The organism is Butyricimonas sp. Marseille-P2440, from assembly GCF_900091675.1.
GTDB lineage: Bacteria > Bacteroidota > Bacteroidia > Bacteroidales > Marinifilaceae > Butyricimonas > Butyricimonas synergistica.
This window is the reverse complement of record NZ_LT594610.1, coordinates 1,436,858-1,452,112: the sequence shown is the minus strand read 5'-3', so window position 1 is coordinate 1,452,112 and position 15,255 is coordinate 1,436,858. Positions and strand designations below refer to the sequence as shown.

13 protein-coding genes are annotated in these 15,255 nt (G+C 43.0%); 12 read left to right on the top strand and 1 reads right to left on the bottom strand.

All coding sequences use genetic code 11. The annotated features are described in order from the left end of the window. Positions 1-6: 6 nt before the first annotated feature. The 12 genes from BN8899_RS17150 to BN8899_RS17090 all read left to right on the top strand — a co-directional run bounded on the left by BN8899_RS17150 (position 7) and on the right by BN8899_RS17090 (position 14,598). Complete coding sequence (locus BN8899_RS17150; protein ID WP_065220300.1) at positions 7-2,061, top strand: hypothetical protein; 2,055 nt, start codon at positions 7-9, stop codon at positions 2,059-2,061. A 23-nt stretch (positions 2,062-2,084) separates the two neighbouring features. Beyond that, positions 2,085-4,454: a DUF5018 domain-containing protein gene (locus BN8899_RS17145; RefSeq protein ID WP_065220299.1), complete on the top strand. Its 2,370-nt coding sequence runs from the start codon at positions 2,085-2,087 to the stop codon at positions 4,452-4,454. 89 nt (positions 4,455-4,543) lie between these two features. Further along, the gene (locus BN8899_RS17140; RefSeq protein ID WP_065220298.1) at positions 4,544-5,677 is read left to right on the top strand and encodes an ABC transporter substrate-binding protein; all 1,134 of its coding nucleotides are present in this window, start codon (positions 4,544-4,546) and stop codon (positions 5,675-5,677) included. After that, positions 5,678-6,658, top strand: a complete 981-nt coding sequence (locus BN8899_RS17135) for an iron ABC transporter permease (RefSeq protein ID WP_065220297.1) — start codon at positions 5,678-5,680, stop codon at positions 6,656-6,658. Continuing rightward, positions 6,655-7,392 (top strand): ABC transporter ATP-binding protein, encoded by a 738-nt coding sequence (locus BN8899_RS17130; protein WP_065220296.1) that lies wholly within the window; start codon positions 6,655-6,657, stop codon positions 7,390-7,392. Before BN8899_RS17135 ends, BN8899_RS17130 begins: the two co-directional genes overlap by 4 nt. A gap of 1,115 nt (positions 7,393-8,507) precedes the next feature. After that, complete coding sequence (locus tag BN8899_RS17120) at positions 8,508-9,527, top strand: DHH family phosphoesterase (protein ID WP_065220294.1); 1,020 nt, start codon at positions 8,508-8,510, stop codon at positions 9,525-9,527. Between the two features lie 6 nt (positions 9,528-9,533). After that, positions 9,534-9,863, top strand: a complete 330-nt coding sequence (locus BN8899_RS17115; protein WP_065220293.1) for a DUF1904 family protein — start codon at positions 9,534-9,536, stop codon at positions 9,861-9,863. A gap of 82 nt (positions 9,864-9,945) precedes the next feature. Further along, positions 9,946-10,365: a MarR family winged helix-turn-helix transcriptional regulator gene (locus tag BN8899_RS17110; RefSeq protein ID WP_018336316.1), complete on the top strand. Its 420-nt coding sequence runs from the start codon at positions 9,946-9,948 to the stop codon at positions 10,363-10,365. A 57-nt stretch (positions 10,366-10,422) separates the two neighbouring features. Then, positions 10,423-11,874, top strand: coding sequence for an aminoacyl-histidine dipeptidase (locus BN8899_RS17105; RefSeq protein ID WP_065220292.1), 1,452 nt, complete (start codon positions 10,423-10,425; stop codon positions 11,872-11,874). A gap of 86 nt (positions 11,875-11,960) precedes the next feature. Continuing rightward, positions 11,961-12,434, top strand: a complete 474-nt coding sequence (locus BN8899_RS17100) for a GAF domain-containing protein (protein WP_018336318.1) — start codon at positions 11,961-11,963, stop codon at positions 12,432-12,434. 112 nt (positions 12,435-12,546) lie between these two features. Next, a complete protein-coding gene (locus BN8899_RS17095) occupies positions 12,547-13,314 on the top strand; it encodes a hypothetical protein (RefSeq protein WP_018336319.1) in 768 nt (255 codons plus the stop codon). A 123-nt stretch (positions 13,315-13,437) separates the two neighbouring features. Then, the gene (locus BN8899_RS17090; RefSeq protein ID WP_065220291.1) at positions 13,438-14,598 is read left to right on the top strand and encodes a hypothetical protein; all 1,161 of its coding nucleotides are present in this window, start codon (positions 13,438-13,440) and stop codon (positions 14,596-14,598) included. On the opposite strand, the gene BN8899_RS17085 is transcribed toward BN8899_RS17090, so the two are convergent. Next, positions 14,595-15,218: a tetratricopeptide repeat protein gene (locus tag BN8899_RS17085; RefSeq protein ID WP_018336321.1), complete on the bottom strand. Its 624-nt coding sequence runs from the start codon at positions 15,216-15,218 to the stop codon at positions 14,595-14,597. The two genes, BN8899_RS17090 and BN8899_RS17085, sit on opposite strands and share 4 nt — an antisense overlap. Between the last annotated feature and the right edge of the window lie 37 nt (positions 15,219-15,255).

Genomic DNA, 15,255 nt, shown 5'->3' with positions numbered 1-15,255 from the left:
TACATTATGAGGAAAAATATTCTTTGGGGAGTTTTTATTTTCATCCTAACGCTTTTTGTCAGTTGCGATGATGATGATGATCCTTTCACGGGAAGTGATAATTTTATCACCTCTTTCAGTTTGAGACAGGGAGAAAACTCGTACCATGCTTTATTGCGGGGAGATACGATTATACTGACAACTCCGGAGGGAGTCGTGTTGAGCGAAGTTACCCCGGAAATCGCATGCAGTGAAAATTGTTCCATAAAACCGGATCCTTCCACGATTACCAACTGGGACGAACAAATCTATTTCGTGATAACTTCTTACAACGGAGCGGAAAGAAAGTATATCTATATTCCTGAAAAACAATACATTTCTTTTGAAGGTATCGTGATGTTGAACACGCAAGAAGAGGTGGATGCTTTCGGGGCAAAGGGATTGACCCAAATTAACGGTAGTTTGATTATCGGCCGTCAGACCGGGTTGGACACCATTCACTCCTTAGAAGCGTTATCATCCTTGAAAAGCGTGACAAACGATGTGATAATCAATCGTCTGTTTTCCGGATACGAATTAACTGGATTGGATAACTTGGAAGATGTAGGTGGAAAATTCCAAGTATATCTTACGGATAGTTTGTGGAACGTGACATTGAACCATTTGGAACGTGTCGGTGGAGATTTTAGCGTAACCAGTAATGCGATTAGTGAAATACTTTGTCCACACTTGGAAACTGTTGGTGGAGCGTTGACGTTCGAATCGGGTTCCGTAACGGTGGATTTTTCATCTTTGCGACAAATTAGCGGAGACTTGACTTTAAATGGAAAAGTTGCCATGAACGGAATTGTTTTCCCGTCATTGGAACGTGTTGGAGGAGCTATTTCTGTCACTATGAGTTCTTTGAAAAAATTGGAATTTCCTGTATTGAGAAGTTGTGACAAGTTATCAACGAATAGAACAGGAGCTTTGACGTTACTCTACACTCCCCTGTTGGAAGAGATCACCACGGAATTAAACTTGGGAAATAATCCGCTGTACGAGGTATCTTTCCCCGTGTTAACGCATATCGGCACCGTGATGTTGAATTGCCCACAGGTGAACCAGTTTAACGCTCCTGCCTTGAAAACGGTGGATAATAATTTTGATATTACACTTGCCGGGGCCAATCCGGAACAATTTGCAGCTTTGGAAAGCGTGGGAGGTACATTTACGTTAAACTTCACGCTTGATGAATTTAAATTTCCAGCGAAATTGAAGAAGTTGGGTACGTTGGTTATTAATTCAGGAATCAAGAGATTGGATATTCGGGGAATTGAAATTAATGAAATCCAATTTAACGGTACCGGTTTGGAAAATACGACCTTAGTGGGAGACAATGTTTTCAATGGGACGTTTAGTTTACAGAATCTTGGCGGATATTTCCCAAAATTGGAGGGATTTCGAGAATTAAAAGAACTAAATATTGGCTATTTAAGCATGGGTGGCAATACACTTGAAATTGCCGGAGTACGTAAAATCAACGAGAATTTCTCTTACTGGGCAAACTCTAACGTGTCGGGAATATTGCTCACGGATTTGGAAGAGGTTTGCGGGGATTTTGAACTTTTTTCCAACATCAAAACCTTTCATTTTCCTAAATTGAAAACCATCGGGGGAAATGCAACCATTTCCATTAACGATTACGATAACGAATCGTTCCCCTTGTTGCAATCGGTGGGTGGAAATATGATCTTTGGAACAGGATATCAGGATAATTGGGGATCTTATGGACCGGAAAAAGTGCTTTATTCCGCCTTGCGGACAGTAGGAGGAATATTGGATATTCGTCCTGCTGCACCCAGTCCATGGGGTGATAATCAAACAGCCTTTAATAAAAAGTTAGACAATTTGGATTTTCTTTCCGGACTTGAAAGTATCGGTGGTTTCCGTCTTGTAAACCACGAGGCAATGGTTTCTTACGAGGGATTGAAAAAGGCCATATCTACTTGTCCGGCATCCAAATGGCAGGTAGAGGGTAATGGATACAATCCGACGTACGAGGAGTTGGCAAACCAACAACAATGGACTAAACCGGAATAGTTTATGAATTAATAATGGAAAAGATGAAAATAAAAAATCTGATATATTTTGTATGGGTTTTCCTCATTGGCTTATTTGTTGCTTGCGAGGATGACGACAGTTTGTTCTCCGGTGACGAGAACTACATAACCAACTTCCGTCTGGTGCAGGGGGAACATACCTATACCGGTACGATTGCCGGGGATTCATTGATTCTCGCTGTGCCGGAATACGTGTCATTCAAGAATGCCATCGTGGAATTTACCGCGAGCGAAAATGCCACGTTGACTCCCGATCCTTCCACAATCACGGATTGGAACGAGAGTCGCACGTTTACCGTGACTTCTTATAATAAGACACAACGTACGTACAAGTATTTGGTGGTGAGAACGCTTTTGGCGCAGGAAGGTGATGTCGTGTTGACCACTCCAGAGGAAATAGAGGCTTTTGCAGCCCGGGGAATCAATAAAGTGGAAGGGAATGTGGTGATTGGGAAATTGATGGGAAGCGTGAAGGAGGATACCTTGACTTCCCTCGCCTTGCTTGCTTCCTTGAAAGAGGTTACAGGAAAAATTACCATCAATCCGACTTACGGGGGAAGATCTCTTGAAGGGTTGCAATCTTTGGAAAAAGTCGGCAGTTTGGTGATGCTTTCTCGTGCATCCCAGTACGGGGCTTTAGGGTTATTGAACCTGAAAGAAATTGATTTGCCGAACTTGAAAAAGGTGGGTTCTGAATTGACCCTTGCTGCAGATACCCTTTACACGGTAAATTTAAGTGCGTTAGAGAGTGTCGGTGGAAGTATTAAGTTTGAGACCCGTGATATTCGGAAGATGAATCTGCCAGCTTTAAAAATGATAGCTGGAACTTTTTCTTTTTCGGGACTTTCCCCGGAACGCTTAGAATTACCTCAATTGACCACGGTAGGTGGGAAAATGGAGATAGTTAATATTCTCCGGATGAAAGAGTTTTTATGTCCTGCTTTGACTTCTGTTGTAGGAATTACCTTGCAACAAACCGGACCGTTAGAGAAAGTAGATTTCGGACAATTGAAAGAAGTCGTGGAAACTTTAGCTTTGCAATGGACTCACCGGGTGAAAGAATTTGATTTCCCCCGGTTGCAGTCGGTAGGTGGATTCAACGTGTACTATATTGAAGATTTGGAAAAAATAAACTTGCAACAATTAAGCCAGGTTGGGACACAGGGATTCAACATAGAGTTTTGTAATAATTTGAAAGACGTAGATCTTTCGAATTTGGAAATCGTGAGGGGTAAATTTGTATTATCTGTTTCTGCCGGTGATTTGAATACATTGAAAGAGGTTGGAGGTGATTTTTCCTTTACGGTCAATACGGAAAACTTCAGCGGATTTGATCATTTAACCCGCATCGGGGGAAAGTTCACCTTGGGTGGCACCGTGAATGTGATGAATGGATTTAAAGCTTTGGCATCAATCCAAGGAACAATGACTTTAAGCGGAATGAATAATGTAACGTCAATAGACGGATTCGATGCTTTGAAATCTATCGGTTCTGCATTAACGATCAGAAGCATGGCAAAAGTTGAGCGGATTTCATTCCTAAGCAATTTGCAAGGTGCGCATTTCACGGAATGTCAATTTAGTGACCTTCCTGCATTGCAAGGATTGGATATTTCAGGTTTCACCATGGACAAGTTGACCATCGATAAGGTTGCTCCGGATTTTACTTTGCATGGGACCATGAGATTGGATGCGGAAGTTACGTTGAATAACTGTCAAGGTATTAATTTTGACGGGATAGAATATGTTAAAACACTTAGCGCAACCGGTTTGGCACAGCAAGAATCGACCGTTTATTACTTCAAGAACTTGAAGAAAGCCGGTAAGCTTTCCACGAATTTGGGGTATAGTCGCAATACTGCTGCCATGTATTTCTCTGATCTGGAAGAAGTGGAAGGATTATTGACCTTATCGGAAGGTAATAGCGGTAGCGCACAATTTGCACCCACACAATTCCCGGTATTGAAAAAAGTAGGTGCTTTATCCTACACGGGAGTTATTGCAGTATTAGAGTTACCGGTGTTGGAAAGCGTGGAGGGAGAATTCAAGATTAGCACTAGTTACCAGAATGGACCTGTCAAAATGTTGGAAGAGATACGAGTGCCTCGTTTAAAAAATGTCGGCGGGCTGTTATTGACATCAAATGCTTGGAATGCAACTGATTATAACAATATAATTGTTGACTTAACGTGTTTTGAGGCTTTGGAGAGTGCTGAATATGTCACGATTGAGAAACAGGCAGGTTTGGTGTCTTACGTGGGGTTGGAAAAGATTATCGACAAACTTGAAGAAGGCTCGTGGAAAACTTCCGAGAATGCATATAACCCGACGCTTGAAGAGGTGAAGAACGGGAAATTGGAAAAGACGGAATAAATTAAATCTTATTGTCGGTTCGTTTTAGTGAACTGCATCCTCAAAGTTCCAAGCAGAACTTTCGGGGTGCAGTTTTAATTGCAAAAGATATGAACGCATTAAAAAATCTGAATATTATACTGTTAATTGTACTTGCAGCATGCAACAACCAAAGTGCAAAAATCGAGGATTTTAACAAAACGGTTTATACCCCCGAGCATGCCTCTGGTTTTGACATCAAGGGGGCAAATGGCAAAGAGAGTGTTATTATCACCACCACCAATCCATGGCAGGGAGCAGACAGCGTAAATACCTGGCTGTTCATAGCCCGTAACGGAGAATCTATCCCCAATGGATTTGCCGGACAGGTACTAAAGGAAGACGCACAACGTATTGTCGCCATGTCATCCACTCACATCGCCATGCTTGATGCGATTGGTTTTGCAAAAAGTGTGGTAGGTGTATCGGGATTAGACTATATTTCCAATCCCGACATCCAGTCTCGCCGTGACAGCGTGGGAGATGTCGATTTTGAAGGCAATATCAACTATGAACTTTTGCTATCGCTCGACCCGGATATAGTTTTACTCTATGGCGTAAAGGGGGCAAGCGCTATGGAAGGAAAACTGAACGAATTAGGTATACCTTATATGTATGTCGGTGATTATCTCGAAGAATCTCCCCTTGGAAAAGCGGAATGGTTGGTGGCTCTATCGGAAATCCTTGGTAAACGAGAGATCGGTAAAAAAGTTTTTGCAGACATCCCTATCCGCTACAATACCCTTAAAAAGAAAGTGGCTGATGCCGCTCTTGATGCTCCCTCGGTCATGATCAACACACCTTACGGAGATTCGTGGTTCATGCCCTCCACAAAGAATTATGCCGTGCAGCTCATCACAGATGCCGGAGGGGCTTACATTTACGGCAAGAACACCGGTAACGCCTCGTTGCCCATAGACCTGGAGGAAGCTTATTTGCTGGCATTGAAAGCAGACATGTGGATTAATGTCGGGATGGCCGAATCACTTGACGATGTAGCCCGGATGTGTCCGAAGTTCATCGACACACGTTGTTTTTGCGATAGACATGTTTACAACAACAATGCCCGCACCAATGCCGCGGGAGGCAACGATTATTATGAGTCGGCCGTTGTCAACCCCGACATCCTATTGCGTGACCTCGTGAAAATATTCCATCCGGAACTGGTGGAGGAAGATTTCGTGTATTATAAGCAATTAAAATAAATGCATCCACAAACAGTTATAATGATTTTTGCACTGATTATCCTCACAGCTGTATTGTTTTGCATAGACCTATCTGTGGGGGCAGTCAGCATACCGTTGGGGAATGTGTGGACCGCACTGACGGGGGGCGACTGTTCCCGAGCCACGGCAAAGATTGTTCTGAACATTCGACTTATCAAAGCCGTTGTAGCCTTACTTTCCGGAGCTGCGTTATCAGTGAGCGGACTTCAAATGCAGACGCTTTTCCGCAACCCTCTTGCCGGGCCATACGTTCTGGGTATCAGTTCTGGCGCAAGCCTAGGGGTGGCCATTGTGGTGCTTGCCGGAGTCGGTTCGGCGGTAGGGATTGCCGGAGCCGCATGGATAGGAGCTGGAATCGTACTGATGGTAATCGCTTTCGTGGGACATCGTATTAAGGACATTATGGTCATTTTGATTCTCGGCATGATGTTCTCGTCGGGAGTGGGAGCTGTCGTGCAAATCTTGCAGTATTTCAGCAGGGAGGAGGCACTGAAGGCTTTTGTCATCTGGACGATGGGGTCATTGGGTGATGTTACCTCTGGACAACTGCTTGTCCTTGTGTCCTCGGTACTTGCCGGACTGCTGCTTGCCGTAGTGATCATCAAACCGCTCAATCTGCTACTGTTCGGTGAGGAATATGCCGTCACGATGGGACTTAATATCAGACGTTCTCGCACCATGCTGTTCTTGTCGACCACGTTACTGACCGGAACGGTAACCGCCTTTTGCGGTCCAATAGGATTCATCGGACTTGCCATGCCTCATATGACAAGAATGCTGTTCCGCAACAGCGACCACCGGGTTCTCGTACCCGGTACCATACTTACAGGTGCTTCCGTACTTTTACTCTGCGACCTGATATCCAAAATATTCACTTTGCCTATTAACGCCATCACCGCACTTTTAGGCATTCCTATCGTGGTATGGGTGGTGTTACGCAATAAATCCATGACGGTATGATAAAATTGAGCCATTTTTCTATCGGTTACGGGGAGAGGGTGCTACTTGACAAGGTCGGTGCTACTTTCAAAAAAGGACAACTGACAGCCCTTATCGGCAGGAATGGTACAGGAAAATCCACGCTTCTTCGAGCCATTGCTGGACTTAACCATCGGTATTCGGGAGAAATACTGCTTGACGGGAAGAATATAAAAACAGTGACTCCTAACGAACTGGCAAAGACAATAGCCTTTGTCACCACAGAGCTCACACGCATAGCTAATCTCAGATGCGAGGATGTCGTTTCCATTGGCCGTGCTCCATACACCAATTGGATAGGCAGCTTGCAAGAGAGGGATAAGGAGATTGTTGTGAAATCACTTGCGTCCGTCGGCATGAGCGATTATGCCAACCGCACAATGGATAAAATGAGCGACGGCGAATGCCAACGGATCATGATAGCCCGTGCGTTGGCACAAGATACCCCAATCATCCTGCTTGATGAACCGACCTCATTCCTTGATATGCCTAACCGTTATGAGGTTGTGGCATTGCTGCGCAAACTTGTGCATGAAGAAGATAAATGCGCGTTGTTCTCCACCCACGAACTTGAGGTGGCATTCAGGATGTGCGACGGCATTGCCCTTGTCGATGATGGCGTATTGCATCATCTTCCCGTCAATGAAATGGCGGCAAGCGGTCATATTCAGCGGTTATTCTGTAGTCCAAACCTCTCCGCCGAAAACTATTTATGACTTTTAGTTAGTGAATACGTGAAACGAGACGAGAATGATAGTGAATTGAACCATGTCATCTCCGTGTTTCACGGCACATATCTATTGACTGAATATTGACTAAGTATTGATCATCTATTGCCAAGAGAATAGTTAATCAATATTTGATCAGTAGTTAATCAGTACTTGAGTGCCATGAAATACGGAGAAGACACGGTTAAAGGTGCTGTTTGTTCCGGCTATTTTAAAGTGTTTCTTTGTAGCGTTCGTTTGCTTTTGAAATTTCGCAGACTAACCATTTTTCATTTTTGATGAGTAGCCACAAAAACAGCTATAACCACTTGGATTAATATTCTTGCGAGGCAGAATATTTTCAATTGCTCTAAATCTTAAATTTCTTTTTTGTATGATAAAGCTACAACAGGTAAAAATATTATTGGAATAGCGTACAAATTGGTTTGTCGGACATAATAGGATCGGGGTGTTTGAAAGTGTTGCATGTTTATAAAGAAAAAGAACAGCAAAACAGCCTCCGTGAAATGGTGAGAAACGAAATCCGAGGTGGTAGGATAGCAAGCCGTATTGAATGTTTTTTATGCTTTCACCTATGCATTATTATAATATATAACATGTAATTATATATTTTTGTGTATCAAACGAAATTGCCTAATCTTTTGCAAAAAAATCCAAAGCCGTACAGAAGCCTGTTTTTCTTCGTCTTATATACGAAGGAGACAATATAAAAGGGTATGCGATGCCTTACATAGATCACACGATGGTTCCAAGACAGACTACGATTCTTTATATTTGGCGTTATTTTTATCTTTTGAAAGATTCGGAGTTGCTAAAGCTTATTGGGATGATACAGATGGTATTATACCCAATATGAAAAAAGTGATGAAATTTCATTTCCGTGAATTTCCTGAATTGGTAAAGAATGTGGAAAATAATGAAATAACACCGGAAATGTTTAGAAAATATCCCTCTATCGTGTTACCGATAATGGATAGAACGTATCAGCCCGGGTGTGACCGATAGCTATATCGTAAAGTTACATTCCGTTTCTTTTCTTTGTGAATTACACGTAATAAATGCAGTTTTTTCGTATTTTCGCGAGAACTAGAAAATTACATGGAATGCACGAAGATGTTATCGATAAAATAAAAGAAAGACTGGCAGTTGATCATTTGAATGTTGTTATTATACCTCATATTTCACCTGACGGGGATGCGGCAGGTTCATGTTCTGCCTTGTGGCAAGTGTTGGATAAAGCGGGAATACACGCGCAATTGATGACGTGCGATTATATACCGGATTACTTGAAATGGTTGAAACGTATTCCCGACGCCATTTCTTTTCAGAACAGACCGAAGGAGTGTAAACAATGGCTGAAGAAGGCGGATATATTATTTATGCTTGACCACAACACCATCGCGAGGGAAGGAGATCTGGAACCTTTCGTGCGGGAATTCAGGGGTGAAACGATTATGATAGACCATCATCCCGACCCGGACGATGTGACTTACCGGATTTCAGACACGAGTGTTTCTTCTACCTGCGAATTGTTGTATAACGTGATCTCCGGGATATGGGGCAAAGAGATGATCGACACGGATATAGCTAACGCTATTTATGCCGGGGTCTCCACGGATACGGGCGGGTTGAGCCATAATTCTTCCCATCCCGAAACCTACCGGGTGATTGCCGATTTGCTGGCGTTGGGACTGGACAAAGATTACGTCCACGAGCAGCTTTACCAGCGCAACACGCTTTCCCGGTTGAGGCTTACGGGGAATTGCCTTTTGAATAAACTCACGATAGACGAGCACTTCCCGGTTGCCGTGATTCCGATCACGTTGCAGGAATTGGACGTGTACAATTATAAAGACGGTGATCTGGAAGGGTTGGTAAATATCCCGTTATCCATAGAGGAAGTACTGGTTTCCGTGCAGATCACGGAGCGCAAAGATAAGGTGAAACTGTCTTTCCGCTCGAAAGGAAATATTCCTGTCAATACCTGGGCAAAGGAATATTTTAACGGGGGAGGACATTTGAATGCCGCCGGGGGACAGATGCCGTTGCCGCTGAACGAGGTGGTGCAGAAGGTACGGGACACGGCGGAATGGTTCTTTAAACAATTGAAAATGGAGGATTGATATTTTATGCCTTTTTTGAGATTTCATGCCATAGAAAAAGAGAAACTGGCTCGGGTGGGCGAGCGGTTGATTTCCGAAATTGTGAATACCTTGGGGTGTCCGAGGGAAACTGTCGTGCTGGAAGTGATGAACTCGTCATTTGTTACGGGGAATGACCATCTGGAAGCGTATCCTTTCGTGAAAGTGGAGTATTTTGAACGTCCTAGAGAGCAACAAGACGCTGTGGCAGAGATTATTTACAAGTGCTTGCGGGATGCCGGATACCCGGATAGCGATGTCTGTTTTTCTTTCTTGTCGCCGGAGCATTATTACGAGAATGGGAAGATCATCAAGTAATTCGCGATGAATTAAATGGCTTGAAGCATTTATTTTCGAAAAAAAATAATTAAGTTTGTGCATAGTATAAAATGCAACGACTATGACGGAACTTAGTGAATTAGTAGCTCTCTTGAGCAAGGCGGAAAGGGGTTACACGAAAATCTTGAATCGCAGTTTCTTGAATGCCGGGTTTGACATCAGCCGGGAGCAATACGAACTTCTGCAAGTGCTGTGGAAGAAAGATAACGTGAATCAACAGACTATCTCCAAATTACTGCAAAAAGACAAGTATAATGTTACGAAATTGCTGAATACTTTGCAAAAAAGGGGATACGTTCAACGCAAAATGTGCAAGGAAGACAAGCGGAACAATTTTGTCGTGTTGACGGAAAAAGGACTCGAATCTCGTCATGCGTTGGAGCGGATTGAAGAGCAGGTGCACACGGACATGAGTTTCACCCTGTCTTCGCAAGAGTTGAAGTCTGCCATTTGGGTGTTGAAGAAATTGAATGTACAATGAAACAATTGAAAATGAAGAAAAGCGATTAAAATCATAAATTTAAAATCTAAAATTACTATGGGTGTTTTTCAAGGATTAAAACCGGAAGCAGTTTGGGGATATTTTGAAGAAATCTGTCAAGTTCCCCGTCCTTCCAAGAAGGAAGAGAAGATTATAGCTTATTTGTTGGATTGGGCAAGCAAACACGGATTATCGGCAAAAAGGGATGATGCCGGAAATGTATTAATCACGAAATCGGCTACCAAAGGACGGGAAAACGCTCCCACCGTGATATTGCAGGCGCATATGGATATGGTGTGCGAGAAAAATTCCGATACGGTACACGATTTTGACAAAGACCCGATACAGCCCTACGTGGATGGAGAATGGGTTAGAGCCAAGGGAACTACCCTCGGGGCAGACGACGGAATCGGTATGGCTGCACAGATGGCTGTTTTGACTTCCACGGATATAGCTCACGGTCCTATCGAGTGCTTGTTCACGGTAGATGAAGAAACCGGATTGACGGGTGCTTTCGCGTTAAAACCGGGATTCCTGAGCGGAAATATCCTTTTGAATCTGGATTCTGAAGATGAAGGAGAGTTGTTCATCGGTTGTGCCGGGGGAATCGACACCGTTATTAATATGAAATATGACACGGAGAAAACTCCGGCAAATTCTTTCGCCGTGAAAATCCAGGTAAAAGGATTGCAAGGCGGTCACTCCGGCGACGATATTAATAAAGGCAGAGGAAATGCCATCAAGATATTAAATCGTTTCGTGTGGGATTTGAACGCGAAATACGGGGTTCGAGTAGCTGTCCTTGAAGGAGGAAACTTGCGGAATGCCATTGCTCGTGAGGCTTTTGCCGTGATTACTTTTGACGACAAGTATCGTGAAAACGTGCGGGTAGATCTGAATGTATATGCCGCAGAAATGGAGAACGTGTGGAAAATTACCGAGCCGGGTTTGCAATTGACTCTGGAATCTCAGGAGGTTCCCGCACAGGTATTGACTTCGGAAAGCAGTAATGCTTTGTTGAACGCATTGTATGCTTGTCCTCATGGTGTATTCTCGATGAGTTACCGAATGCCTGGGTTGGTGGAAACTTCAACTAATCTGGCTGCAGTGAGATTTAACGAACCGAATAATATCCTGATCACGACTTCTCAACGTAGTGACGTGAATTCAGAGAAATTCAATATTGCCAATATGGTGGAATCCGTGTTCACGTTGGCGGGTGCCGAGGTGGAACATGGCGAGGGGTATCCCGGATGGGCTCCGAACCCGAATTCTCCCGTGGTTAAGGTGGCTGTTGAATCATACAAACGCCTATTCGGTAAAGAACCTATCGTGCGTTCTATTCACGCCGGGTTGGAATGCGGTCTGTTCTTGGAAAAATACCCGAATATGGATATGGTTTCTTTCGGACCCACCTTGCGAGGCGTACATTCCCCGGATGAAAAGATAAATATCAAGACCGTGGAAATGTGGTGGAGCCATCTGGTGGATGTGTTGCAAAACCTGTAAAATTATCTTTATTTACGATTTATGATTTTAGATTTACGATTGAAAATCTGAATCATAAATCGTAATTCGTAAATCATAAATTTATAATGGAACAATCAAGGAAACTAGCTAAATATGATCGGCTGTACGATCAAATCCAGCAATATATACGGACTACCGAAGATGTTTGGGCTCGTCTGGCAACGATGGAGGCGGTGTTGCATCATAAGATGCAATCGTTCTTTTGGACGGGAGTGTACGTGTTGATCGATGGCGAATTGATCGTGCGTTCATATCAAGGTCCGGTGGCTTGCCAGAAATTGCGGCAGGGGGGAGTCTGTTGGGCGGCTATCAATTCCGGGGATACGGTTATCGTGGATAACGTGGAAGAGTTTCCGGGACATATTGCTTGCAATGCTGCTTCCAAAAGCGAAATCGTGATTCCTTTAAGAGATCGGGACGGGCAGATTTTTGGTTGTTTGGATGTGGATAGCGACCAGTTAGCGGCATTTGACCGGGAAGATGAGCTCGGATTGAAGAAAATTTTGTCGCTTCTTTATCAACAAGATAGCGTAAAATGAACTCATAAATGTGAAAAATAAGTTAAGAGGCTTTTGATTTTTCTTAAGAGAGTGTTACCTTAGGGGCATAAATAATGAAATTTATCACGTAAAATACAAAACTCAGAGGATTATGAAAAAATTACTTTTATTTGTTCTAGTAAGCTTTTTTGTGGGAGAACTAGCTGCACAAACAACAGTGGAAGAAGCGGGTAAAATAAAGAATGCCGGAAATGCAGCGTGGAAGGCAAAAAATTACAAGGAAGCATTCACGAATTGGGAAAATTATTTGAAAGCAATTGAGTTTAAAGATGATGCTACTGTTTATAACGTGGCTGTTTGTGCTAACAAATTAAAAGATTATGCTTCAGCCGAGAAGTATTTTGATATGTCTATCAAAAATAATTATAAATTGAAAGACTCTTACGCGGGGAAAGCAGATTCCCAAAAGAAACAGGGGAAGGTTGAACAAATGTTGCAAACTTTAGAAGCCGGGATTAAAGCTACGCCCGGGCAAAATTCAGGTTTGATGAGAACATACGCCGTTTATTTCTTGAAAGAAGGACAAAAGTTCCAAAAAGCGAATAATATCGCTAAGGCTGCCGAGAATTACCAGAAGATTGCCAACATGAGCGATAAAGGATTTAAAGCTCAAGGATTGGTAAGTTTAGGTACTTTGTATTTCAATAACGGTGCCGCTATCCTTCAAGAAGCTACTCCTTTCGCGAACAAGGAGAATGATAAATACGAGGCAGGGAAAACAAAAGCAATGGCTGAATTTAAGAAAGCACAAGGTTTTTTGGTAGAGGCTATGAGTGCTGACCCGAAAAATGTGGAAGCTCCGGAAGTTTTAAAGGAGGTGAAAGATGCTATGGCTAAGTTGACGACACCTCAACAATAAAAAATATTTCCCCGAGAAGGAAGAGGGTTAAGATTTACTTAGCCCTCTTTTTTGTTATTTTGTTTCTTTTTTATAACTTTGAGGTATGTCTGAAACGGGTGTGAATTTTAATTGCGGAGGATTATGAAACAGGGATTTGAAAATAAAAAATTACCGTGGGAGGGAAGAGAACCTTTGTACGAGTACGTGAAGAAAAATTTGAAAAAGGGTAAAGGTATTATATTGGGTGACGACAAAGATTTGCCGGACAATGTTCCCATGCGAATGGATATGGGATACTATGATCCCGGTTGTGATGATTATTGGGATCTGTATGCCAATCCGGAAAAAGAAGTCAACCCGAAGTTTATAAAACGGTTGGTAGATTTATTCGCAAGTTATTCCCAGCGGGGTAAGATGGAGGATAAAATTAAATTTTACAACACGTTGAAGGATAATCCTATTGTCGGATACTGGGATGAGTTTTTGGATGAATTGTCTTCCCGGGAATTGCCGTATGAACAGGCTGGAGTGGAATTAGTACACTGGATGGTAGAGAAAGCCCCGGATCGGGAAGTTGTCAAATTAGGCATTATTTTATTAGGTGTAATGCGTGACCCCGAGAACCTGACGATACTGAAAACAATGGGTAGGCACGATGAATTTACTTATTATGTCGGTCAGGCTTTGATGCAAATGACACCCATATGGGATATTATTCTCGTGGATATCATTAAACCCTTATGTGGTTTCGGGAGAGCTTTAGCCGTGATGCTGCTGCTTTACGAGTCGGAACGGGAAGAAATTCGCAAATGGTGTGTAAGGCATGGTTTCCAGAGATTTTATGCATCGGATCTCATCATGTGGGATTGTGTCGAACAAGGGAATATGCTGAAAGAATTGCGCCGGGAAGAATGGGATGAGTCATTATTGGAAGCAACTCAGATTGTAGTTAAAGATTTATTGATTAAAGGAGAACGCGGTGGTGGTTATAAATACGGGGGAGAAATTATTTACCTGTACTTGAAACACACGATAGGGAAAAGGAGAGGTTACGTGCAGTATCTTTTATTGGATAGGTTGGCGGAGTATTTAGAAGAAGCGGTAAATAACAAGTTTTTGATTTCGAATTTAGGATTTACCGAGGAAGAATTCAGCGATGTCTGGATTGATGTGAAGCGGGAAATAAAGAAACCTTGGTTTTTGAAGATAAAAAGTAATGAAAGACCGTCTGAAAAATGTCCCTATGGAACAAGGCATCTTTGCGAGAGAGCTTTTGAGAGGCTGGAGTGGGGTAAGGATTAGTTACTGTAATATCGGGTAATTATCTCGGCAGCCTTCATGTATCCTAAACGCTTCGAGATTTCCAGGTCTTCAAGGGCTTCTTTGTAATTGTCGACCACTAATTTGGATATAGCACGATTGTAGTAAGCCCTTGCATTCGACGGATCTATTTGTATCGAACGAGAATAGCTCTCGATAGCATTGCTTAACTGCCCTTTCTGGTGGAAGATGACTCCCCGGTTAAAGAACACGGCACTAGATTTCAAACCTAGCGAGATAGCTTTCTCGTAATCAGCCAAAGCTCCGTCCAAGTCCTTCATGCCGTAGCGTACAATCCCGCGATAATGGTAGGCTTCCAGTAAGTCAGGTTGCAGATTGATCGCGTGGCTGTAATCTTGAATGGCTAAAGTGGCATTCCCCAAATTTTCGTGGATGATCCCCCGGTTGTAATACGCCATCACGTGGTTGGGAACATTGGCAATCACGTAATTCATGTCTTTCAAGGCTTCCCGGGGTTGTTTCAAGTTTGCCAGTACAACCGCTCGATTGTAGTAAGCAGGGAAAAAGTTGGGGTCAAAAGTAATCGCCTGATTAAATTCCTCCAACGCTTTTCTAGGTTGTTCCCGGGTAATGTAATCCATTCCCCTTTGATTGCTCTTTACAGCCTTATGGTGTGAG